Below are 21,413 nucleotides of genomic sequence, written 5' to 3' on the forward strand. Positions count from 1 at the left end.
CGCGCCTAGGGTGCCGCGACGGCGAGGTTGACGAACTTCTCTCGCTGCATCCTGCCGAGCAGCGAAGCGAGCTCGTCCTGGTTCATCGCCTTGTCGAACTGGAGGCGGAACATGCCGCCCTTCGCGTCGCCGATGATCGAAGCCTGGTAGCTGTCGAGCAGTGCGGTGATGTCGGCGACGCGCGCCTCCGGCGTGAAGCGTACCAGCGCGCGCGCCGGCGCGGCCGCGCTGCCGAGCTCGCGCGTGACCGGCGCGCTGGTCGAGAGCGAGGCCGTCTGGAAGGTCGCCGGCTGGTTCTTCATCAGCACCGCGCCGATGATCCCGGCCTGCAGCACGAGCGCGACTGCGCCGAGGCTCGCCGACCAGGCCAGCGTGCGCGGCGACAGGCTCGCGAAGAAGACGGCGATGCGCGCCGAGAGCGGCAGCGAGCCGGCCGCCCGTGCCGGCTCGGCATCGATCGCGGCGAACAGCTTCTGCATTGCGCGCGCCGACGGCGCACCCAGGCTCTCGTTCAGATGGATGGTTTCTTCATACTCGCCGCGGATCGCGGCATATTGTTTGGCAAGTTCGGGATCGCGCGCCAGCGCTTCCTCGACACGGCGGGAATCGCGCGGATTCAGCGTGCCAGCCGCGTGCCACGGCAGCATCAGTTCAATCTCACTGGGCTCTTGCTCCAGCATCTTCTTGCTCAATGCCATCATGGCCAGCCTCGCTCAACGCCGGCTGCCTTCAGCAGTTCGGCCAGTTTCTTGCGCGCATAGAACAAGCGCGTCTTCACAGTGTTCTCCGGTATTCCGACGATTTCGGCCACCTCTTCCACGGACTTCTCGTGGTAGTAGACGAGATCGACGATTTCCCGGTGCTCCGGCGAGAGGCCCGTCAGACACTCCCGCAACGCCTCACTGGTATCCTTCTTCTGCACCACCGTTTCCGGATCGTCGGACGTATCCTCGATCGCGTTGGCGGCTTCTTCGTCCAACTCGAAATCCTTCCTGCGCCGGAGCGCAGACAGGGCCTTGAATCGGGTGATTGCCAGCAGCCAGGTTGAAACGGCGGATCGGCCCTCGAACTTGCCGGCCTGACGCCAGACGTCGAGAAACACCTCGCTGATGAGGTCTTCCGCCGCCTGCTCGTCACGCACGAGCCTCAGTCCGAACCTGTAAACCCTGACATGGTGCCGCCCGTACAGCACCTGCATGGCGAGCCGGTCACCTTGAGCGATCCTGGCGATGAGGATCTCGTCCGAAGCCGCCTGTGTCACACTCAATGGCCGTCTCGCAAAGTTGGTCGGGTCGATGCGGCGGACGGTTCGACCGGGGGTGCAAAATTGTTCAGACTACCGCAGTCATACGGAGAACAGTGTGAGCTAGGCCACATACGCGCTCTTCTTGTGCCACCCGCGTCGATCAACGCCGCCGGTCAGAATAGGTAATATGATACCGAGTTATTTCCCTGCAGAATGCCTGGGCACAGGCCACCCGGCTCGTCCGGTTCCATAGCACTCTGCACCACGTTTGTCGCACCAACCCGTGATTTGGCTCGACCGCATCGCACACTTTGATCGCCCGTGGATTCTCGCGCTGGCTGATCAGCTTGTTCGGTGCTGCGTTTCGGATTCGGTTTCAAAGGATACCAAACCTAAAGGCTTGGCACGTAGATTCTTGCGCTGACATCCACCACTGGCGGGACCATGAGCACGGCCGCGACGTCCTTTCCCGAGAGGAATGCCGCAGAGGTCGCGGATCTCGTCCTCGCGCCCGAGTCCGCGGCCCCTGAAGTCAGGGCCCGCCGGGCCCGGCAGCGCCGCCAGATGTATATCGGGCAGGTCGCGAGCTATTCGCTGGGCGCCTCGGTCCTGCTGCTCTACGCCTATGACGGCACGATCTCCATGGGCGTCCCGTCGCTGTTCTGGCTCGGCGGTCTGCTGATCATTGGAACGTTCACGGTGTTATCGGAAGCCGGTTTCGGTGACCGTTTCGAGGATCATTACCTCACCGTCTACCAGATCTCGGCGCATATGGCGCTGCAACTGGTGTTCCTGCTCGCGGTGCCGACCGTGGGGGTCGCCTTCCTCGCGGTGTTGTTCCTGATTTTCGCGTTTGGCACGCTGCGCATGACGTCGAGCCAGGCGGTGCTCACCTGGGGGCTTGCCACCTGCGGGCTTGCCTTGGTTTTCTTGGGATCTGACCTGCCGATCGGACTGCCAGTCACGACCCGGCTGCAGAGAGCCGCCTCGATGCTCTGCTTCGCGCTGGTGATCGGCCAGTGCGCTTTCCTCGGCCTGTTCGGCGCCACCCTGCGCAAGATACTGTACCGGCGCAGCATTGAACTGAAGGCCGCCTATCAGCGCATCGAGGAATTGGCCGAACTCGATGAGCTTACCGGCTGCTATAACCGGCGCTGCATCATGCGGCTTCTCGAACTCGAGATCGAGAAGTCGCGGCAGGCATCCACGCCCTTCGCGATCGCGCTGATCGATCTCGACTGGTTCAAGCGCATCAACGACGCCCTTGGCCATCCGGTCGGCGACGAGGTGCTGCGCACTTTCGCGATCACCATTTTTGCCAACATCCGCCCGACTGACAGCTTCGGCCGCTACGGCGGAGAGGAATTTCTGCTGCTGCTGCCGGGTACCGACGGTGAGGTCGCCTCGCGCATGCTCGAGCGGTTGCGCGGCATCGTCGCCGACCTCGACTGGAGCGCATTTTCCCCGGGTATGCACGTCACGATTTCCGCCGGCGTCGCGACGCTGCGCGACGTTGATACTGCCGACACGTTTCTCGCGCGCGCCGACCGCGCGCTCTATTCCGCCAAGGCGCAAGGCCGCAACCACATTGCAACGAGCTGACCAATCCATTTTCTCCCGGTGCGACAGAATGCGCCGCGGAGCCGAACGCTCCAGGACAGGGCAATGAAATCCAAGATCGCGAAACAATCCGAAAACCTGCTCGAGGAATTGCAGACTGCGCTCGCGCACGGCACTGTCGCGCGCCGGGTCGAGACGCTGCGCCGCGTCACCGATCTCTTCGTGGGTAACGCGGTGGACTATTCCGACGACCACATCCGCGTCTTCGACGATGTGTTCCAATGCTTGATCGAGCAGATCGAGACCTCGGCGAGGGCGCGGCTCGCCGACCGGCTCGCACCGATCGCGGCGGCCCCGCCGAATATCATCCGCACACTCGCCCTCGACGAGGTCATCGAGGTCTCCGGACCGGTGCTGACGAAGTCGGAGCGCCTGGATGAAGCAACGCTGATCGAGATCGCGCGGAGCAGGGGCCAGCCGCATCTCAAGGCGATCTCGCTGCGGCGGGTGCTGTCGGAAGCGCTGACCGACGTGCTGGTGACACGCGGCAACCAGGACGTGGTGCAGTCGACCGTCGGAAATCCGGGCGCCCGGCTCTCCGAAGGAAGTCTCACCGACCTCGTCACGCGGGCCGAACGCGATGACGACCTCGCCGCCTGCATCGGCCTCCGGCCGGACCTGCCGCGCCACCACTATCTGAGGCTGGTCGCCAAAGCATCATCGAGCGTGCGCAGGAAGCTTGCGTCCGCGCATCCCGAGCTCACCAACGAAGTATCGCGCGTGGTCCAGGAAGCGGCGCAGAGGGTCCGAATCGCCGCCATGACGAAGCAGACCGAGATGGCGCGCGCGCTGGTGAAATCGCTGCACGAGGACGGTCGCCTCGACGAACTTGAGGTCACCGCCTTCGCCGAGCAGGGCAAGTTCGACGAGGCCAATGCAGGATTGGCGGCACTCGCCGGCGTCGCGGTCGAGACCGCCGAGACTATGATGATCGAGAGCCGCACCGAAGGCGTGATGATCCTCGCCAAGGTCGCGGGCATGTCCTGGCCGTGCGTGCGCGCCATCATCGCCATGCGCGAGAAGCTCTCCGGCGGCGCGCAGGCGGACATGCTGACACTGCGCGACACCTACGAGGCACTGCGCTCGTCGACCGCGCAACAAGTGCTGCGATTCCATCGCATGCAGCTGGGCACGACGCCGGCGGCGTGAAGCCGGCGGCGCTAGTAGCGAAGAACTTTGGATCCCGCCAGCGCCCCGATCGCCGTTACGATCGCGGTCGCCAACGTGTACCAGGTCACGACGAACAGCGGCGAGTCGTCGGTGCAGTGCGAGGCATAAAGGGTCGCAGCCAAGCCGGCCGACACCAGGCCGGCGAGCGCACCGGCCAGCGCAGGACGCGAGGGCGCGCCGTGGCGCAGGCCGAACAGCGCGCCTGCCAGCAGCGGCAGCGACATGGCGGGGATCGCGACCAGGCACACCCTGGAGTTCTTGCCCATCAGGCGCATCGTCATCGGCATGGCCGGCGCCATCATCGCCTCGCCGCCGATCGCTACGGCAAGGAGCCCGACGGGAAGCAGCAGCAGCCAGCCCCAGCCGCGCAGCAGGGCTTCGGGACGCGACAAATGCAGGCTGATGATGATTGCGGGGATTGCGAGCGACAGGGTCACCGCGAACTTCATGTCGAAGAACGGATTGCGCATGGCGCTCATCAGGTCGGCGCGCACGCCGAAGAACGTTGCGAAGATCAGGATCGACAGCGGCGCGGCCACCAGCAGCGCCATCGTCAGCACGGCGCCGACGCGCGGCGCGCGATGGGCGTTGTCGGCCGCGAGCGAGCGGATGAGTTGATCGGTGTCCATGACTAGGCGTCCCGCAGTTTGGCCGTCAGCGCCGCAAGTCCGCGATGCAGCGCGACCCGCACCGCACCCTCACTCATCGAGAGCTTTGCCGCCGTGTCCTTGATCGAGGCGGCCTCGACTGCGATCGATTGCAGCACGTCGCGCTGTCGTTGCGGCAGGGTGCCCAATTGGGCGGCGACCTCGCCGGCCGAAGCGGTCTCCTGCGGCGCCTCGCCCGGCAGCGTCTCGGCGAAGTCGTCGATGTTCACGAACACGCGCCTGCCGCGCCGGCGAAGCGCGTCGATCAGCTTGTTGCGGCCGATCGCAAACAGCCAGGGCGCGAAGGGGGCTTCGCTGTCCCAGGTGTGCCGCTTCAGATGCACCGCCAACAAAATCTCCTGCACGATATCCTCGGCCTGGTCTGGAGGCTGACCCGCCCGCGCCAAGCCGCGCCTCGCGGCAGCGCGCAGCACAGGCGTGACTGCCTTCAACAAGCGCTGATACGCCGCGTCATCGCCAGCCATGGCCGACCGCATCAGGCCGGTCCATTCGTCTTCACGTCCGCGCACCCGCGCCCCTCATCATGCAATTCGGCTGCTCATTCAATTTGTTACGCAGGCGGCCGGAATTATCACGAATTCGTGATGAAGTCCCGAACCTCGCGGCCGATGTAGTCGTAACATTGCTAAGGCTCATAACACCGATCGGCCCATGCCGCATCGGCCAGCCAGCCGCAAGGGGCGGTCTGCCCCGTTTTTGGCGGGTCTAACCCGAAGATTCCCATTTTCTGCCCCGCTGTCGTCACGCCCAAGGGTCTCTGTTCACTCCTGGGACGGGCGGAATTGGGGAGATCGTCGACATGATGAAAGCCAGCGCGCGCGCGGCCCTGATCGTTGTGGCCGGGCTTTTCTTGCTGTTCGGGGGCGTTGCACAGGCGGCGCCGAGTTCGGCGGCCGGCAACAAACCGGATAGCGCGGAGAAGCAGGCCGACACGGCCAAGCACCGGCGCCACGATTCGCGCCGCACCGGCAGCAACAAGGCGGTGAAGAACTCCGTCAGCAAGGCCGGCAAGAAGGACACTGCCGCAAGGACCGACGAGGCCAAGGCTGACGGCAAGACCGAGGGTGTCAAGACCGACGGTGAGGGGCCGGCATCGAACCAAATGCCGCCGGAGGTCGCCAATGCCAATGCGCAGCTCGCTGACGACACGCCGACCGCAGCTGCCGCCTCGGCGATGACGAACCGGGCCAACGACAATGTCCAGGCGGCAGCGGATAATACCAATGCCGCGGCCCCGGAAAGCCAGGTCGTCGCACCCGATCAGCTCAACGACATCGATCGCGCCGTGCAGCAGGAAAACCCGCCGGCGCAGAAGGCGGTGCTTGCCGCAACCGAGGCGCAGCCTCGGCCCGCCCCGGTGATGGCAAGCAGCCAGCAGAGCTCGGCCTGGGACCAGAGCTCCCTGATCGGCAAGATCTTCATCGGCGTCGGCACGCTGCTGACGCTGGCCTCTGCCGCGCGGATGTTCATAGCCTGATTGCCAGTTCCGCCAGGACGCAAACAGGACGCGCACAGCCCGCGCGTCCTGCCTCCGGCCCCCCTTGAAGCCCACCGCGCCAGCGGGCACATTGCCCGCTCAATCAAAAGCGTGGGTGGAGCATGAGCACGTTTGAACACATTATCGTCGAGAGCAAAGGCGCGGTCGGCATCATCAAGCTGAACCGGCCGAAGATGCTCAACGCGCTCTCATTCGGCGTCTTCCGCGAGATCGCTGCCGCGGTCGACGATCTCGAGGCCGACGATGCCATCGGCTGCATCCTCGTGACCGGCAACGAGAAGGCCTTTGCCGCCGGCGCCGACATCAAGGAGATGCAGCCCAAGAGCTTCATCGACATGTTCTCCGAGGACTTCGCCGCGATCGGCGGCGACCGCATCGCTCGTTGCCGGAAGCCAACCATCGCCGCGGTCGCCGGTTATGCGCTGGGCGGCGGCTGCGAGCTCGCCATGATGTGCGACTTCATCATCGCCGCCGACACGGCAAAATTCGGCCAGCCCGAGATCACGCTCGGCACCATTCCCGGCATCGGCGGTACCCAGCGCCTGACGCGCGCGATCGGCAAGTCCAAGGCAATGGACCTCTGCCTCACCGGCCGGATGATGGATGCGGCCGAAGCTGAGCGCTCGGGCCTCGTCAGCCGCATCGTCTCGGCTGACAAGCTGATGGACGAAGCGATGGCGGCAGCCGAGAAGATTGCCGCGATGTCGCGCCCTGCGGCCGCAATGGCCAAGGAGGCGGTGAACCGCGCATTCGAGACCACGCTTGCCGAGGGCATGAGCGTCGAGCGCAACCTGTTCCATTCGACTTTCGCGCTCGAGGACCGCTCCGAAGGCATGGCTGCCTTCATCGAAAAGCGCAAGCCGGTGAACAGGAATCGGTAAGGCGCGCAACCGGCCATGCTCGTGTAAGGCTCTGCCGCGTTCCCGTAGAACCCTGTGACGGAGCTGCAACAAGCACGGATTTCATGGGGGTTTTCCCCGCGGCAGTTTGCCTGCGGGACCTCGGCTGGTTAAACAGTTAAGAGGACCGCCATCGGCGGGGGCGAATAGCCAGGGTTTGTGGAATTACATGATTGGGCGTACCGCCAGAGCTGGTCGCGTGCTGACGCGGCATCGATCGGGCGTGGCTCCCGTGCTTGCGACATGGACCACGCTGGCGCTCTCCTGCGCCCTCGCCTCTCCCGCCTGGGCGGAGGCCCTGCCCGAGGCGCTCGCCAAGGCCTATCAGACCAATCCGCAGCTCAATGCCGAGCGTGCGCGCCAGCGTGCGACTGACGAGAACGTACCGCAGGCGCTTGCCGGCTACCGGCCGCAGATCTTGGCCAGCCTCAGCGCCGGCCTGCAATCGGTGCGCAATCTGCTGCCCGACAACACCATCCAGACCGCCAACCTGAAACCCTGGATCATCGGCGTCACCGTGACGCAGACCCTGTTTAACGGCTTCCGCACCGCCAACAGCGTGCGGGCCGCGGAACTCCAGGTGCAGTCGGGCCGCGAAGCGCTGCGCAATGTCGGCCAAGGCGTACTGCTCGACGCCGTCACCGCTTACACCAACGTGCTCGCCAACCAATCGCTCGTCGAGGCACAGCGCTCCAATGTCGCCTTCCTGCGCGAAACACTTTCGGTGACCCAGCGCCGCCTCAATGCCGGCGATGTCACGCCGACCGACACCGCCCAGGCCGAGGCCCGTCTCAACCGCGGCCTTGCCGATCTCAACGCGGCCGAGGTCGCGCTCGCCGTCAGTCAGGCGATGTATGCACAGGTGATCGGCAATGCGCCCTCGCAGCTTCGCCCCGCCGAGGCCGTCGACCGCTATCTGCCGAAGAGTCGCGAGGACGCGATGACGAAGGCGATCCGACAGCATCCGGCGGTGATGGCCGCCAGCTTCGACGTCGATGTCGCCTCCACCAACATCCGCATCGCCGAAGGCACATTGCTGCCGAGCGCGACCATCCAGGGCAGCGCGAGCAAGAGCCGCAACAACGACCCGACACTCGGCACCTTCGCCGAAGACCAGGCTTCGATCGTCGCCAACGTCACTGCGCCGATTTACGATGGCGGCCAGGCCGCGGCGCAGACCCGGCAAGCCAAGGAGATCACGGCGCAGAGCCGGCTCGTGCTCGACCAGGTGCGCAACCAGGCTCGCGCTGCGGCGGTGAGCGCCTGGGTCGCCAATGAAGGCGCCAAGGTCGCGGTCTCCGCCTCGGAGTCCGAAGTGAAGGCCGCGACGGTCGCGCTCCAAGGCGTGCAGCGCGAGGCCGCCGGAGGACAGCGCACGACCGTCGACGTGCTGAACTCGCAGGCCGATCTGATCCTGGCCAAGGCCCGCCTGATCGGCGCACAACGCGACCGCGTGATCGCCTCCTACACGCTCCTCAGCGCCATCGGCCATCTCGACGTCAAGACGCTGAACCTGAACACGCCGGACTATCTGCCCGAGGTGCACTACCATCAGGTCCGCGACGCCTGGCACGGCCTACGCACGCCATCAGGGCAGTAGGAGCCGAAACTTCCCTCTCGCTCCTGCGAAGGAACCATCACAGCTTCGACTCCTGGCGTGTAGAAGCCGCATAGAGCCTTGCTGGCGTGCTATCATTGCTCGGCAACGAAGCAGGAGAGAGACACCATGCTCTGCCAACGCGGTTTCCTGTTCGCCTTCTCGCGGCCGGAGTAACCATGATCGACCAAGTCCACGCCCGTGCGGCACAGCCCGCGACGCGGGTCAACTTCGACGTGCCGGCGCATGCCTGCGACTGCCACACCCACATCCACGGCGACGTCGGGAGATTTCCTTTCTTTGCCGGGCGCGTCTATACGCCGGAGCCGGCGAGCCCCGAGGAAATGACTGCGCTGCACAAGGCGCTGCATATGGAGCGCGTGGTGATCGTGACGCCGAGCGTGTACGGCACCGACAATTCTTCGACGCTGTTCGGCATGAAGGCGCGCGGCGCGACCGCGCGCGGGGTCGCTGTGATCGACGAGAAGACGACGGAGGCCGAGCTCGACACGATGCAGGCAGACGGCTTCCGTGGCATCCGCATCAATCTGGCGACCGACGGCATCAGCGATCCCAACGTCGGACGAAGCCGCTTCACGGCGTCCGTTGAGCGCATGAAGACACGCGGCTGGCATGTGCAGCTCTACACGACATTGCCGGTGATCTCGGCGATCAAGGATCTGGTGCTGGCTGCACCGGTGCCCGTCGTGTTCGACCATTTCGGCGGCCTCGAGGCCCCGCTCGGACTGGAGCAACCCGGGTTTGACGACCTGATAGCGCTCGTGAAGTCCGGCAAGGCTTATGTGAAAGTCTCGGGCGCCTATCGTTCGTCCAAGCTGGCGCCGGACTACCAGGACATGGTTCCCTATGCCCGCGCGTTGATAGCGGCGAACGCGGACCGCATCGTCTGGGGCACCGACTGGCCGCATCCGGATTCAAGCCACGTCGAGGGACGCAAGCCCACCGACATTGCGCCGTTCTATCAAATCGACGACGGTCGGTTGCTCAACCAGCTTCCGGTGTGGGCGCCGGATGCGGACGTGCGTAAGAAGATCCTGGTCGATAATCCGGCGCGGCTCTACGGCTTCTGACGATCAGCGCGCCCGGCGGGAGAAAAACGAGATCAGCACCGGCAACGTCAGGAGGATCACCACCGGCGCCAGCATCATGCCGGTGACGACGACGACCGCGAGCGGCTTCTGCACCTGCGAGCCGATGCCCTCCGACAGTGCCGCCGGCAACAGGCCGACGCCCGCGACGACGCACGTCATCAGCACGGGCCGGAGCTGAAGCTCGCCGGTGCGCACCACCGCACTCATGCGGTCCATACCCTCTTCGATGAGCTGGTTGAACTGCGACAGGATGATGATGCCGTCCATCACGGCGATGCCGAACAGCGCGATGAAGCCGATCGCCGCGGAGACGCTGAATGCCGTGCCCGAGATCAACAAGCCCAGCACCCCGCCGAAGATCGCCATCGGGATCACGCTCATCGCAAGCAGCGTATCGGTCATCGAGCCGAAATTGAACCAGAGCAGCACGCCGATCAGCACCAGCGAGATCGGCACTACGATCGACAGCCGCCGGATCGCGTCCTGGAGATTGCCGAACTCGCCGACCCACTCCATGTGCGAGCCCGGCGGCAGCTGCACCTGATCGGCGATCTTGTCCTGAGCCTCGCGGATGGCGCTGCCGAGATCGCGCTCGCGCACCGAGAACTTGATCGGCAGATAGCGCTCCTGCTGCTCGCGATAGATATAGGCCGCGCCCGAGACGAGGCTGATGGTTGCGACCTCGCTTAAGGGGATCTGCGTAACCATGCCGTTCGGCCCGGGCGCGCCGATCCGCAAATTCTGGATCGCCTCGGCACTGCGACGATATTCCGGCGCGAGGCGAACAATGATCGGAAAGTGGCGGTCGCTTCCCGGCTCATAGAGATCGCCGGCGGTGTCGCCGCCGATCGCGACCTTGATGGTGGCATTGATGTCGCCCGGCGCAAGGCCGTAGCGCGCCGCCTTGGCGCGGTCGATGTCGATTTGAACGGTGGGCTGCCCGAGCGAGGTGAACACGGCAAGATCGGTCACTCCCTGCACGGTGGCCAGGACCGATTTGATCTTGTTGGCGGTGTCGGTGAGCGCCTGGAGATCGCTGCCGAACAGCTTGATCGAGTTCTCGCCTTTCACGCCGGAGACGGCTTCGGAGACGTTGTCCTGAAGATATTGCGAGAAGTTGAACTCGACGCCGGGGAAGCTGTCATCGAGCTGCTTGAGCAGCTGCGCGGTCAGCTCCTCCTTGTCGCGGGTGCCTGGCCACTGGCTCGCGGGCTTGAGCGGCGCGAAGAACTCCGCATTGAAGAAACCGGCCGCGTCCGTACCGTCATCGGGACGGCCGTGCTGCGATACGACGGACTCGACCTCCGGCCGGGCGCGGATCACCTTGCGCATCTCGTTGACGTAGGAATTGCCTTCCTGAAGCGAGATGGTCGGCGGCAACGTGGCACGGATCCAGAGATTGCCCTCCTCCAGCTTCGGCAGGAATTCGAGGCCGAGCAGGCGGGCGAGCGCCACCGTCAGCAACACGAGTCCGACTGCACCGCCGAGCACGATGTTGCGATTGGCGACGGCCCAATTGAGCAGCGGCGAGTACAACCGGTGCAGGATCAGCATCACCTTGGTTTCGGTTTCCTCGACATGCGCGGGCAGGATGATCGCGGACAGCGCCGGCGTAACAGTGAAGGTCGCGAGGAGCCCGCCCGCGAGCGCATAGGCGTAGGTGCGGGCCATCGGCCCGAAGATGTTGCCCTCGACCCCGGAGAGCGTGAACAGCGGCAGGAACGCTGCGATGATGATCGCCGCGGCGAAGAAGATGGAGCGTGAGACGTCGGCGGCGGCGCTGAGGATGGCATGGCTCTTCATGCCGAACAGCGTCTCGGACGACATCTGTTCGGATTCCGCGATCGGCGTGGTTTGCGTCAGGCGGCGGAAGATCGCCTCCACCATGATGACGGTGGCGTCCACGATCAGGCCGAAATCGATCGCGCCGACCGACAGCAAGTTCGCCGATTCCCCGCGCAGCACCAGGATGATCACCGCGAAGAACAGCGCAAACGGAATTGTGGCGCCGACGATCAGCGCGCTGCGTAGGTCGCCGAGGAAGATCCATTGCAGCAGCACGATCAGCAGGATACCGACCACCATGTTGTGCAGCACGGTGTGCGTGGTGAGCTCGATCAGGTCCCCGCGGTCGTAGATGCGCTCGATGCGCACGCCGGGCGGCAGGATGCTGGAGTTGTTGATCTGCTGGACGAGTTTGTGGACGCGCTTGATGGTCGGCGAACTCTGCTCGCCGCGGCGCATCAGGACAATGCCTTGCACGATATCGTCGGCCTCGTCGAGGCCGGCAATGCCGAGACGTGGTTTTTGGCCGACGGTGACGGTTGCGACGTCCTTGACCAGCACCGGATTGCCGCCGGTCTGCGCCACCATGGTGTTGGCGAGGTCGTCGATCGAGCGGATCAGGCCGACGCCGCGCACCACGGCCGATTGCTGGCCGATGTCGATGGTGTTGCCGCCGACGTTGACGTTGGAATTGCCGACGGCCTGGAGCAACTGCGGTAGCGTCAGTCCGTTGGCGACCAGCTTGTTGAAGTCGGCCTGAATCTCGTAGGTCTTGCTCCTGCCGCCCCAGCCGGTAACGTCGATGACGCCGGGCACGGCGCGGAAGCGGCGTTGAAGGATCCAGTCCTGAACAGTCTTGAGGTCGAGCACGCTGTAATTGGGCGGCCCGACCAGGCGATAACGGAAGATCTCGCCGATCGGGCTGAGCGGCGAGATTTGCGGCTGCACGTTGCCGGGTAGCGGCGCGAGTTGCGCCAGGCGATTCAATACTTGCTGCAACGCTTCGTCATAGGTGTAGGCGAACGAGAACTGAATCTTGACGTCAGAGAGACCGTAGAGCGAGATGGTCCGGATGGTCGTGATGTTCTTCAGGCCCGCGACCTGGGTCTCGATCGGGATCGTGATGTAGCGCTCGATCTCCTCCGCCGACAGGCCCGGGCTCTGCGTCACGATGTCGACCATCGGCGGCGTCGGATCGGGATAGGCCTCGATGTTGAGCCGGTTGAATGCGATCAGACCGCCGATCAGCACGGCGGCGAACAGGCCGACCATCAGGAAGCGCCGGTTGACGGCAAGGGCAACGAGACGATCCATTCAGGTCTTCAATTCTCTTGAATCGTCGATCAGCTGCCGGACGCCGCGCGGTCGATGAAAAGGCTGCCTTTGGTCACGATCTGCTCGCCGGGCTTCAGGTTGCTGGTGACCTCGACCAGGTTGCCGTTGATGAGACCGATCTTGATCTGGCGCAGCTCGACCGACTTGTCCTCGCGCGCGACCCAGAGGCGAACCTTGTCCGCCTCAAAGATCAACGCCTGCTTCGGCACCGCCGGCGCGGCGCGGCCGCCGGCCGAATAGATCGTGACGTTCGCGAACATCTCCGGCTTGAGCAGTCCGTCCTTGTTGTCGATGGTGGCGCGGACGAGCAGGCGGCGGGTGGTCGCATCGATCGCGGCGGCGACGTAGTTGATCTTGGCGGTGAGCGGCCGGCCCGGCAGCGCCATCACGTTGACGATAATGTCCTGGCCGATGCAGATCGCCGCCGCATCGCTCTCGCGCACAAAGGCGGTGAGCCAGACCGTGGAGAGATCGCCGATCACGAACACCGGATCGCTGGCACCGGCGCTGACATATTGTCCGGGGCCGATCTTGCGCTGCACGACCGTGCCGGAGATCGGCGAATGGATCGTGATCTCCGGGTTGATGACGCCCTTGTCCCGGAAGGCCTTGATGGTCTCGTCGGTGAAGCCGAGGATGCGCAGCTTGTTGCGCGCAGCTTCCAGCGCCGTCGCCGAGGAGCGCATGTCGTTCCGCGCCTGGACCTGCGCCGCCTCCGCCAGCTGATAGTCCTTCAGCGGAATGGCATGGCCTTCATAAAGGTCCTTGGCGCGCTTGAACTGGATGTCGGAAAGCTCGAGCGCCGAGTTCGCCTTGTTCTGCGAGGTCATCGCCGCGATGAAATCGTTCTGGGCCTGCACGGTGTCGGCGGCTTCGATCGTGAGCAGCGGTTGACCTTGCTTCAGCATCTCGCCCGGCTTGGCTAGCAGCCTGGTGACCCGGCCTGCATAGGGCGAGAACACCGGCGTCGAGCGATCCTCGTCGATCGCGACCTTGCCCTCCGTGACATACTCGGCGCGGAAGCTCCTGGCCTTCACCGGCTCGATCGTCAACGTCGCCCATTCAGATGGCGTCGGCGTAAAGGTCTGCGCATTCTTGCGCGACTGACTGGAGATCTCTGAATGTTTCTTCTGCTTGGCAGACGAATACAGCAAGCCATAGGCGCCAGCACCGGCGAGAGCCAGCAGAACTACGGATGCAATCATCCGTCGCTTTGTAAGCAGCTGCAATCTCTTGGTCTTTTCGACTACCATGAAGCCCGGTCGCGTCTGCAGCGATCTCGGCAAATGATTGCCGGATCGGTCGCGGCTAATAGTGCCGAATTCTGATTGCAAACAACCCAAAAAGCGCAGGACGCCTCGCGATTGGCGTTAAAATTTTGCGACATGTCAGCTTCATGTAAGCTTCGCAACTGCCGTTTGGGCGAATAACTCCAAGCGGCATCGCCAGACGGCTCCGGTGCGCCGGTGTCTTCGACAGCAGCGCCGAATGCTGCATTGCGTTCAACGTGCCGAGCCTGATGATATGCTCTCGATGAATGCAGCATGCACGGCCTCGCCCCCCCAAAGAGACTTCGGATCGTGTCGCTACGCTCGCAATGTCGAAGTGGAAAGTTCAGCACGTCGTCCGAAACAGCTACACTCCCGGTTACCAACAACAAGGAAACCAACAATGGACCTCGGTCTCAAAGGCAAGAACGCCATCGTCCTCGGCGGCACGCGCGGCATCGGGCGGGCAATCGCGGCGACGCTGGCCGGTGAAGGCGCCAATGTCGCGGTGTGCGCGCGCAACGCGGATCAGGTTGCGGCAACGGTCTCGGAGCTGAAGGCGCGCGGCATCAACGCCACCGGAAGCCCTGTCGACGTCACCGACGGCGCGGCGCTGAAATCCTGGATCGAGGCTGCAGCAAAGGAGCTCGGCGGCGTCGACTTGCTGTTCTCCAACGCCGGTGCAATGGCGCAGGGTGGCGATCCCGCATCCTGGGAGCAGAATTTCCGGCTCGACGTGCTCGGCGCGGTGCATGCGTTCGATGCCGCGCGGCCGTTTCTCGAAGCCAGCGGCGCAGGCAAGGGCGATGCCGCCTTCGTGATCATCTCGTCGATCTCCGCGGCGCAAGCCGATACCGCAAGCTCCTACGGTCCGATCAAGGCGGCCCTGATCCACATGGCCAAAGGACTGGCGCGGCAATATGCAAAGAAGAAGATTCGCGTGAATGTCGTTTCGCCCGGCACCGTTTATTTCAAGGGCGGCGTTTGGGAGATGATCGAGAAGAACATGCCGGAGCGCTACAAGGATGCGATGAACCGCAATCCGACAGGCCGGATGGCGACCCCGCAGGAAATCGCAAGCGCGGCGGTGTTTCTGGCAAGCCCCGTGTCGGGGTTCACGACCGGATCCAATCTCGTCGTGGATGGCGCGATCTCGAACCGGGTGAACTTTTGAGGAGTTGGTTCGCGAGGCAGGCTCTGCCGTCATGGTCGACTTGACCCGGCGATCCACGCGATGCCGAGCAATGGGATGCCCGGGGCAAGCCCGGGCATGACGACCGAGGGCGTCGCACGCGATCCCTCAACAAAGCTGTCATTGCGACCGTAGCGAAGCAAATCCAGGCTGTTTCCGCGGAGGGATTATGGATTGCTTCGCTGCGCTCGCAATGACGAGTGTGGCGACAGTCGTGCATAAATTCGTGCATAATCTCAATGAAAATCCCGCGACGGCGGCAGGATGCGGACGTTGCGGGGATGGCGGATTTTCTGCGCAGGCATGTCTGCGAGCGCGCGAGGGTCTTCGTTGAGTGGTTCGACCACGGTGGCGCCTGCCGGCAGCGGATGCTTGCGGCTTAGCGCATCGTTTGCAAGACCGACCAGATCATGCGAGCGGTCGACCATGCGCTGGGCAATGAGATGCGTCACCTTCTCGGGACTGCTCTGGATGTAGCCTTCGACCAGGATGAGGCGTGCGCCCATCACCTCCTTGCGGTACTGCTCCATGATCTTGGGCCACACCACGACGTTGGCGATGCCAGTCTCGTCCTCCAGCGTCATGAACACCACGCCGCTGGCGCTTCCCGGCCGCTGGCGGACCAGGACCACGCCGGCGCAGCGGACGCGGCGCCGCTCGTTCTCATGACTGATCTCCTTGCAGGCGACGATGCGCTCGCGCGTAAACAGCTCGCGCAAGAACTCCATCGGGTGGCCCTTCAGCGACAGGCGGATGGTCTGGTAGTCCGCGACGACCTGCTCGGCGCGCGGCATCGCCGGCAACGGCCTTGCGCCTTCGTCCGGCTGCTCGCGCGCGGCCGCCGCCTCGAACAGCGGCAGCGGCACGTCGTCGGGCAGCCGCCGCACCTGCCACAGCGCCTCGCGACGGTCGAGCCCCAGCGAACGGAAGGCGTCGGCATCCGCCAAGAGGATCAGTGCGCGCTTGGGCAGGCCGGTGTCGCGGGCGAAATCTTCGAGCGAGGTGAAGGGACGGCGGTTGCGGGCGGCGACGATGCGATCGGCCCAGTCCCCTCTCTTGTCATTCCGGGCCGATGCGTCAGCATCGAGCCCGGAGCCCAGTCCTCCAGGCAAATGCGGTTCGATGGATTCCGGGCTCGCGCCAAGTGGCGCGCCCGGGAATGACGACTGGGAGCGCTTCAACCGCTCCTCATCTTCATCCAGCCAGTGAAAGCCGTCGATCTGACGGAAACCCAGGCGAACGGCGCAGTATCTACCACTCCCCTGCTCCAGCGTGTTCTGCACAAAGCTATAGGACACGTCTATGTCGCGCACCTCGACGCCGTTCTTGCGGGCGTCGCTGACGATCTGCGCCGGGGCGTAAAAGCCCATCGGTTGCGAGTTCAACAGACCGCAGCAGAAGGCGTCGGGGTGATGGTACTTCAGCCACGAGGAGATGTAGACGAGTTGCGCAAAGCTCGCGGCGTGGCTCTCCGGAAAGCCGTAGGAACCAAACCCCTTGATCTGCTCGAAGCAGCTTCGGGCGAAGTTGGGATCGTAGCCGCGCGCCACCATGTTGCCGACCAGCTTTTCTTCGTATTGACCGATGGTGCCGACATTGCGGAAGGTCGCCATCGAGCGGCGCAGGCCATTGGCTTCCTCGGAGGTAAATTTTGCCGCCTCGATGGCAATGCGCATCGCCTGCTCTTGAAATAGGGGAACCCCCTTCGTCTTGTGCAGGACCTTGTAGAGTTCGTCCGCGGGGCCATGCTCAGGCGACGGCGAGGGATAGCTCACCTTCTCAAGTCCGTTCCGCCGTCGCAGATAAGGATGCACCATGTCGCCCTGAATCGGTCCCGGACGCACGATCGCGACTTCGATGACGAGATCGTAGAAAGTCCTTGGCTTCAGGCGCGGCAGCATGTTCATCTGGGCGCGGCTCTCGACCTGGAAAACGCCGAGCGACTCTCCTCGCTGCAGCATTTGATAGACTTCGTCGTCATCCTCCCCCTTGATATCCGCAAGCGCGTAACGCTTACCCTTGTGCTGATCGATCAAGTCAAAACATTTCCTGATGCAGGTCAGCATGCCCAGCGCGAGCACGTCGACCTTCATCATGCTGAGCGCATCGACGTCGTCCTTGTCCCATTCGATGAAGGTGCGGTCGTCCATCGCGGCGTTGCCGATCGGAACATAGGTATCGAGCCGGTCCTGCGTGAGCACGTAGCCGCCGACATGCTGGGAGAGATGGCGTGGAAATTCGATCAGCTCGGTCGCAAGCTCGACCGCGAGGTTGATCATGGGATTGTTGGGGTCGAGTCCGGCCTGCCTGACCTGCATGTCGTTGAGGCCCTTGCCCCAGCTGCCCCACACCGTATCGGCGAGTGCGGCGGTGACGTCCTCGGTCAGGCCGAGCGCCTTGCCGACGTCGCGGATGGCACTGCGCGGACGATAATGGATGACGGTGGCGATGATCGCGGCGCGATGGCGGCCATAGCGGCGATAGACATATTGCATCACCTCCTCGCGTCGCGAATGCTCGAAATCGACGTCGATGTCGGGCGGCTCCAGCCGCTCCTTGGAGATGAAGCGCTCGAACAGCAGATCGACCTTGGTCGGATCGACCGAGGTGACGCCGAGCACGTAGCACACGGCCGAGTTCGCCGCCGATCCTCGTCCCTGGCACAAAATGTTCTGGCTGCGCGCGTATTGGACGATGTCGTGCACGGTGAGGAAGTAATGCGCGTATTTCAGCTCGGCGATCAGCGCGAGTTCCTTGTTGAGCGTTGCGCGCAGCTTGTCGCCGATCTTACCGTCGAAATATTTGTCGACGCCCGCCCAGGTCAGATCCTCCAGATGCCCTTGCGCGGTCTTGCCCGGCGGCACCGGCTCATCCGGATACTGGTATTTGAGCTGGTCGAGCGAGAAATCGACCTTGCCCGCAAAACGCATGGTCTCCGCGATCGCATCAGGGAAATCGCGAAACAGCCGCGCCATTTCTCGCGGTGTCTTCAGAAAACGCTCGGCATTGGCTTCCAGCTTCTTCCCAACCGCCGCGATCGTGGTCTTTTCCCGGATGCAGGTGAGCACATCCTGGAGAGGCCGGCGGCGGGGATCGTGATAGAGCACCTCGTTGGTCGCGAGCAGCGGCACTTTGGCTCTTGCTGCGAGATCGTCGAGCCGCGCCAGGCGACGCCGGTCGTCGCCGCGATAGATCAGGCTCGCCGCCAGCCACACACCCGCGGCACGGCTATCCCTAAGCTTTGCGAGAACATCCAGCGCCTGCGGGTTGTCGAAGCGATGCGGCAGGGTCAGGACCAGAAGCTGACCTTCCGAAAACTCAAGGAGGTCGGCGAAGGTGAGACGGCATTCGCCTTTCTCGATCCGCGTGAGGTCGTCGCCGCGCTTGCCCCGGGTGAGAAGCTGGCAGAGCCGGCCATAGGCCGCGCGGTCACGCGGATAGACCAGAATGTCGGGCGTGCCGTCGACGAAGACGATGCGCGCGCCGATCAAAAGCTTCGGCTTGTGCAGCACCTCATCATTGTCGAGTTCCTTGTAGGCCCGCACCACGCCGGCGAGCGTGTTGTGGTCGGCAATGCCGATCGCGGAGATGCCGAGAATGCTCGCCTGATGAACATAGGCGCGCGGGTCCGAGCCGCCACGCAGGAACGAGAAGTTCGTGGTGATGCCGATCTCGGCATAAGCGGGCGAGATCATGCGAAAAGACCGTGCACATACCAGCCGGGAGAAGCGGGCTTGCCGTCGCCGTCGAACACTTCCCCCTCGTAGAGACCGTCGCGAAAGATCCAGAAGCGCAGGCCTTCGGCATCCTCGATGCGGAAATAGTCCCGCGTCAGCTGCTTGCCGTCCTGCCGCCACCACTCCATCGCGATGCGCTCGGGCCCTTCCACCCGCACCACTGCATGCAGCGCGCGCCGCCAGGTGAATTGATGCGGCGGACCATCCGGCACGGTCGCGAAAGGCACCTTGATCGGCTCCGGCTTGTCGAACAGCCGCAAGGGACGCAGCGGCGGCTCGCTCTCGGTGCGCGCCGGCCATGTGGCCTGCATGGCGGCGGCGAGATGATGCTGCGCCTGTGCGGCGAGCACCGCACACTCGGGGATATGAGTGTCCTGCGGCAGATGTACGACGACACGCTTTCCGCCGATGCGCGCGGCGATGCGGTCGATCAGCGCAGCAAGCTCGTCATTGTCATGGACATGGGCATCGAGATCGCGCTGCTCCTGTACCACGATCTCGGTGCGGCTCGCCGACAGCCGTATCATGTCGAAGCCAAAGCCGGGGTCCAGCGGATCGGCGAGCGCATCGAGACGCTCGCGGAACAGCCGGTCGATCACGGCGCTTCGCGTCACCGGACGTCCGGTCTCGACCGTGATCGCGCGCACCGCGCCATCGGTGCGGAAGAACGCGGCCTCCAGACGCCGCGCGCCCTTGCCCTGCTTCTCCATGGATGCGATCAGCGTGTCCGCCAGCCGCGACAGCGTCATCGCGATCATAGTGTCGGTCGCGATCGGTTCGGCAAAGCGCTTCTCGACGATGTAGTCGGGCAACGGCTTGCGCGGGCTGATCGGCGCATCGCCCTGCCCCAGCGCATGCGCGAGCAGCGTGGAGAAGCGCGCGCCGAACCGCGCCGTGATCTCGCTCGGCGCGCGCGAGGCGACATCGCCGATGATTTTCAGACCGGCGCGGCGCAGACCGGTGGTGATCGCCTCGCCCGCCCCTAGCGCGGACACCGGAAATGAACTGATCGCGACCGCCTCCTCGCCATCGGCCACGATGGTGCCCGTGGCCTGCCGCGTCAGCGTGCGTGCACAGACCGAGGTGCCGGCAATCGCGGCACTGACGGCAAAGCCCTGCCGGCCGAGCGCCCGGACCAGCGTCCGCAACAGTGCGGCTTCGCCGCCGAACAGATGTGCGCAGCCGGTGATGTCGAGGAACAGCCCGTGCGGCGGATCGAGCGCCACCAGAGGTGTGAAGCGGTCGCACCAGTCGGCGATATCGCTGAGCGTCTTCGCATCGGCCACGGTATCGGCGTCGAACACCTTCAGGTCAGGACACATCGCACGCGCATTGGCCAGAGGCTGGCCAATGTACAGGCCGAGGCGCTCGGCGGCCTCGTCCAGCGCATGAATCAACAGCGCATTGTTGTCCTTGATGACGACGATGCTCGGCTCGTTACTCTTATGCAGACCGACTTTCCCAAAGAACCGTTGGATCCGATCGATGGGCAGGCGCGGCAGCCACAGGCTGAGAATACGTCGACGGCTCATTGAACTGGCACTCATCACAATTCCATTCCATGATCCACCGGCCGCACGGGCCATGACGATTGCGGAGGAGTTCAGCATCGAAGCGTGGCGCACCCCAGGCACTCCATGCTGCCCCCGGCGGCGAATGCGCCGCGCGCAGCATCCATCGTGTCTCCGCGGTCGAGGGCAGCGGCTGCGCGGCCATGCGCAACATCAGGCCGACGACGCCGGAGCCTTGCGCGGCCAGCGTCAGCTTGCGGCTCGCCACCGGATCGAACTGCTTGATATCGCCCCAGAGCTCGAGCACGACAGCGCCCAGTGCGTCGCAGGCAAGCGCATCGGCCGAGGTGCGCAGCGCGCTCTCGACATCGGCGGCACGCACCATCACCACGCGACGCGGATCGAGGCCGAGTTCGGCGAGTCCGCTCATCGACAGCGCGCCGGTTTCGATATCCGAAAAATCCTGCCGCACCCACAGCAGCGGCCGACGCGCTGAGACGCGCCCCGCAAGTCCCATGACAAACCCTGTCGCGGCAGCACCCTGACGTCCTTCGCAAAACACCTCGTGGATCGCCGCGCGCGCAAGCCCGCCCTTCAGCGCGCTGTCCGCCTCGCTATGGCCGAGCGCGACGCGCTCGTGCTGATGCACGACCGCGGTCTCGATGCGCTCGATCTGGCCGCGCAAGATTGCAAGCGCGCTTCCACGTGCGGAGGCGCATGATCCGCCAAAGTGTGAGCGGTTTGGCGACAAGATCATGTGCCCTCTTAAAAAGAA

The 21,413-nt window shown here is 64.3% G+C and carries 16 protein-coding genes; 7 read left to right on the forward strand and 9 right to left on the reverse strand.

All coding sequences use genetic code 11. From position 1 onward, the window contains the following. Nucleotides 1-5: 5 nt before the first annotated feature. Nucleotides 6-701, reverse strand: coding sequence for a hypothetical protein (locus tag K408_RS0117850; RefSeq protein ID WP_024339776.1), 696 nt, complete (start codon nt 699-701; stop codon nt 6-8). Continuing rightward, nucleotides 698-1,267, reverse strand: coding sequence for a sigma-70 family RNA polymerase sigma factor (locus K408_RS0117855; RefSeq protein WP_024339775.1), 570 nt, complete (start codon nt 1,265-1,267; stop codon nt 698-700). The genes K408_RS0117850 and K408_RS0117855 overlap by 4 nt, the downstream gene beginning before the upstream one ends. Nucleotides 1,268-1,690: 423 nt before the next feature. On the opposite strand from K408_RS0117855, the gene K408_RS0117860 reads away from it, so the two are divergent. Both K408_RS0117860 and K408_RS0117865 read left to right on the forward strand, forming a co-directional pair. Further along, nucleotides 1,691-2,848, forward strand: a complete 1,158-nt coding sequence (locus K408_RS0117860) for a GGDEF domain-containing protein (protein WP_024339774.1) — start codon at nt 1,691-1,693, stop codon at nt 2,846-2,848. 63 nt (nt 2,849-2,911) lie between these two features. Beyond that, a complete protein-coding gene (locus K408_RS0117865) occupies nt 2,912-4,015 on the forward strand; it encodes a DUF2336 domain-containing protein (RefSeq protein ID WP_024339773.1) in 1,104 nt (367 codons plus the stop codon). 11 nt (nt 4,016-4,026) lie between these two features. On the opposite strand, the gene K408_RS0117870 is transcribed toward K408_RS0117865, so the two are convergent. Together K408_RS0117870 and K408_RS0117875 are read right to left on the reverse strand one after the other, a co-directional pair. Further along, nucleotides 4,027-4,665 carry an NrsF family protein gene (locus tag K408_RS0117870; protein ID WP_024339772.1) on the reverse strand — a complete coding sequence of 213 codons (639 nt, stop codon included), beginning with the start codon at nt 4,663-4,665 and terminating at the stop codon, nt 4,027-4,029. A gap of 2 nt (nt 4,666-4,667) precedes the next feature. Next, entirely contained in the window at nt 4,668-5,213 is a 546-nt protein-coding gene (locus tag K408_RS0117875) for a sigma-70 family RNA polymerase sigma factor (RefSeq protein WP_024339771.1), read from the reverse strand. Nucleotides 5,214-5,503: 290 nt separating this feature from the next. Here K408_RS0117875 and K408_RS0117880 point away from each other — a divergent pair, with 290 nt between their 5' ends. The 4 genes from K408_RS0117880 to K408_RS0117895 all read left to right on the forward strand — a co-directional run bounded on the left by K408_RS0117880 (nt 5,504) and on the right by K408_RS0117895 (nt 9,789). After that, nucleotides 5,504-6,181: a hypothetical protein gene (locus K408_RS0117880; protein WP_024339770.1), complete on the forward strand. Its 678-nt coding sequence runs from the start codon at nt 5,504-5,506 to the stop codon at nt 6,179-6,181. Nucleotides 6,182-6,303: 122 nt separating this feature from the next. Beyond that, nucleotides 6,304-7,083 carry an enoyl-CoA hydratase gene (locus K408_RS0117885; protein WP_024339769.1) on the forward strand — a complete coding sequence of 260 codons (780 nt, stop codon included), beginning with the start codon at nt 6,304-6,306 and terminating at the stop codon, nt 7,081-7,083. Nucleotides 7,084-7,270: 187 nt separating this feature from the next. Beyond that, entirely contained in the window at nt 7,271-8,701 is a 1,431-nt protein-coding gene (locus K408_RS0117890) for a TolC family outer membrane protein (protein WP_024339768.1), read from the forward strand. Nucleotides 8,702-8,877: 176 nt separating this feature from the next. Beyond that, a complete protein-coding gene (locus K408_RS0117895; protein ID WP_051160673.1) occupies nt 8,878-9,789 on the forward strand; it encodes an amidohydrolase family protein in 912 nt (303 codons plus the stop codon). A gap of 3 nt (nt 9,790-9,792) precedes the next feature. Here the strand turns inward: K408_RS0117895 and K408_RS0117900 are convergent, their stop codons facing one another. Continuing rightward, a complete protein-coding gene (locus tag K408_RS0117900) occupies nt 9,793-12,909 on the reverse strand; it encodes an efflux RND transporter permease subunit (protein ID WP_024339766.1) in 3,117 nt (1,038 codons plus the stop codon). 29 nt (nt 12,910-12,938) lie between these two features. Next, complete coding sequence (locus K408_RS0117905; RefSeq protein ID WP_024339765.1) at nt 12,939-14,183, reverse strand: efflux RND transporter periplasmic adaptor subunit; 1,245 nt, start codon at nt 14,181-14,183, stop codon at nt 12,939-12,941. A gap of 418 nt (nt 14,184-14,601) precedes the next feature. Between K408_RS0117905 and K408_RS0117910 the strand changes: the two genes are divergently transcribed. Then, a complete protein-coding gene (locus K408_RS0117910) occupies nt 14,602-15,372 on the forward strand; it encodes an SDR family NAD(P)-dependent oxidoreductase (RefSeq protein ID WP_024339764.1) in 771 nt (256 codons plus the stop codon). Nucleotides 15,373-15,626: 254 nt separating this feature from the next. Here K408_RS0117910 and K408_RS0117915 read toward each other — a convergent pair whose 3' ends face one another. Genes K408_RS0117915 through K408_RS0117925 form a run of 3 tightly spaced genes read right to left on the reverse strand, consistent with a single transcriptional unit; the run spans nt 15,627 to nt 21,395 of the window. After that, nucleotides 15,627-19,085: an error-prone DNA polymerase gene (locus K408_RS0117915; RefSeq protein ID WP_024339763.1), complete on the reverse strand. Its 3,459-nt coding sequence runs from the start codon at nt 19,083-19,085 to the stop codon at nt 15,627-15,629. Further along, nucleotides 19,082-20,674 (reverse strand): Y-family DNA polymerase, encoded by a 1,593-nt coding sequence (locus K408_RS0117920; protein ID WP_035698208.1) that lies wholly within the window; start codon nt 20,672-20,674, stop codon nt 19,082-19,084. Before K408_RS0117920 ends, K408_RS0117915 begins: the two co-directional genes overlap by 4 nt. Further along, on the reverse strand, nt 20,571-21,395 hold the full coding sequence (locus K408_RS0117925) for an ImuA family protein (protein WP_024339761.1): 825 nt from the start codon (nt 21,393-21,395) through the stop codon (nt 20,571-20,573). The genes K408_RS0117920 and K408_RS0117925 overlap by 104 nt, the downstream gene beginning before the upstream one ends. Nucleotides 21,396-21,413: the final 18 nt, after the last annotated feature.

It is taken from the genome of Bradyrhizobium sp. in8p8, assembly GCF_000426845.1.
Taxonomy (GTDB): domain Bacteria; phylum Pseudomonadota; class Alphaproteobacteria; order Rhizobiales; family Xanthobacteraceae; genus Bradyrhizobium; species Bradyrhizobium japonicum_C.